Below are 2,498 nucleotides of genomic sequence, written 5' to 3'. Positions count from 1 at the left end.
TGCTACATGCCTGTTGCGGGGAGCTTCCACACCGCGATGTCATCGGACTGGAGCTCCGAGGACGCCGACTGCAGCGTCACGCCGCCCGGGAAGAGGCCCATGCCGCTGAAGTTCCCGATGCCCACCACCGAGCCATCACGCCGATCCACGCCAATGCCGTAGAGGTCGCTGTCTCCCTCACCGCCGAAGGCCTGGACCCATCGCAGGTTGCCCTCGAGATCGTACTGCGCGACCACGTGGGCATCGCGCGTGCCCGGAGAGCCCACTGTCTGCGTCACTGGGGGGGTACCGAACACGGCCATTTTGCTCCGCGTGCGGGCGCCCAGGTACAGGAACGGGCTGCCTGGCGGGGCCCCGGGGCCATCTACGACTTGGATCTCGTATCCGCGATCCGTGCCTTCGCCGCCAGCGTTCCTAGCCCACAGGAAGTTCCCCTGCTGGTCGTACTTGGCGATGAAAATATCCCGGCCGGCTGTGGACTGGAGAACCGCATCGACGCCGTTGTCGACGCAGGGTGGGGGAGCGAGTGCGTTGGGGTCGACCGGGCTCGGTGGCGCCGGGACGTTCGGCAGCATGGCTTGCTTGCGGAAGAAAACGCAGTCCCTGAACTCGCCTGTGACATAGATGTTTCCCAGAGAATCGTGGGATACGCCTTCTCCCCAGGTGCGGGTGTGGGGATAGCCGGCGTGCGTGGCCCACATGAGCGCGCCGTTGTTTGCATAGTGCACGAGGATCATGTCAGCGGCTTCCCGGGCCCGTCCCGGGCCCGCGTATTCGGGCACATCGATGAAGTTGCCCACGGTATCGGTCAAGTGCTCCGTGGCGCCTCCCGCGAAGTCGCCTACCACGACGAACGTCCCGTCAGGCTCGACGGTCACGTCGCGTCCGGCGGAATACGCCTCCGCGCCACCACCAGCGCCGCCCGCATCGTCGATCCAGATCAGCTGTCCCGTGCGTGTGAAGTCGGCCACGAACATGTCCGTAGCGCCCTGCGCCATGATCGTCTGGGTATTGGGCTGCACCCCCACCGTCATGATGCCCTGGAAGTCGCCGGTCACGATGATGTTCTCCATGCCGTCAATGGCTACTCCCCAGGCATCGGCGCTGTCGTTACCGGCTGCATCAGGCATGATCACTGCGGTCTCGGCCCACTGCATGCCGCCGTTGGTGTCGAAGGCAGCGATAAACAGGTCACGATGGCCTGGCGATCCGAGCACCGCACCACCAAAATCGGCCGTACCCTCGAAGTCGCCTACCACGATCACGCTGTTGTCCAAGGGGTCCACGGCCAGCGCCCGCACTTCGCCCTCCCCTCCCGGGCCTGGGGCCGATCGTACCCAGAGCAGATTGCCGTTCGGGTCAAGCTTGGCTACCAGCGGATCCTCGTCGCCGTTGGTAGTGACGGGCATGCCGAGGACATCGGTGGTTCCGAGCATTTCGGGGGTGCTTTGCAGACAGCTCACGATCTTCGCGCGCGCATCGCTGAAGAAGCCGCCGAACCCGGCGCCAATGAAGATGCTCCCATCAACGCCCACGGCCACGTCGTTGCCATCCTCGTCGGTGAGCCCCCCGATGCAGCGAGCCCATGCCGTGGGCGTGCCGGGGCTGCTCATGCTGCAGTTGGTGCGCAACTGGGCTAGCGGCGGCACGCCCGCGCAATCGGCGGGCACGCCGGGTGCACCCGTGCCGGTCCCCGGAGCGCCCGTACCCGTGCCGGGGGCGCCGGCGTTGCCGCCACCACCGCAGGCACACAGGGCCAGCCCCACAAGATAGGTTGAGATACGTAAAAGCCTGGTTCGCATGGACAGCCTCTTTCTTCGCTCCGCTGGGAATCGACGCATAGCCCAGGTTAGTTGGTAGAGTGTGCGACAAAGCGTGTTTCGGTCGGACCGGATCCCACTTTGCCGGCTGCGCCTGATGCTAGTGTTCTGGAAAAGCAATTGCCTACCCAATTCGACGAGCAATCGGCGGCGTGGCGGCCGGCGAATCGACGTGCCTCGGCGGTGCGCGCACGTCGAGGCGCCCCACCGTACCGGAGCCCGTGGATATTGGGCAACCCGGGTCGCCGCAAGGCGCCGCAAGGCGCCCTGCGTGAGCCCGCCGAGGTTTCGACTGCATCCGGTTACAGCAGGGCGGGATTCACGCGCTCGGAACGTTGGGCAACCGCGTTGACCGGCTTGAGAGCTTGATGCCGGTCACGCGGCGAGCCCTGGCAGCGCGCTGCGGTGGCTTTGCGCAGCTTGGCTTGCCTCGAGGCAAGAACGCTCTCTTGCGGGTGGGCCGGCGGAGCCAGGGTGCTTGCCTTCTCGTCGCCTCTAGCTCGGTAGAATAGACCGATGTCGTCCACGACGTCGTAGAGCTGTTCGCCCTGCTCGAGCAGCCTGCAGTTGCGTCGTTGCAGGTGCGCCACGATGAGGTCGAAGGCATCGACGCTCCAGGGGTAGGTGTCGTGCAGCAGCACGATGCCGCCCCGGTCGCCGTTTTCGCGCTTGCGCCGC

The 2,498-nt window shown here is 65.9% G+C and carries 2 protein-coding genes; both read right to left on the bottom strand.

Features of this window, described 5'->3' with window-relative positions:
* Positions 1-2: 2 nt before the first annotated feature.
* Entirely contained in the window at positions 3-1,802 is a 1,800-nt protein-coding gene (locus MJD61_13020) for an SBBP repeat-containing protein (protein ID MCG8556190.1), read from the bottom strand.
* Positions 1,803-2,122: 320 nt separating this feature from the next.
* Positions 2,123-2,498, bottom strand: a 376-nt coding sequence (locus MJD61_13015; GenBank protein MCG8556189.1) for a hypothetical protein, incomplete at its 5' end; no start/stop codon positions are given.

The sequence above is a fragment of the Pseudomonadota bacterium genome (genome assembly GCA_022361155.1).
Lineage (GTDB): Bacteria > Myxococcota_A > Polyangia > Polyangiales > JAKSBK01 > JAKSBK01.
This window is presented reverse-complemented; position numbering and strand designations above follow the sequence as displayed.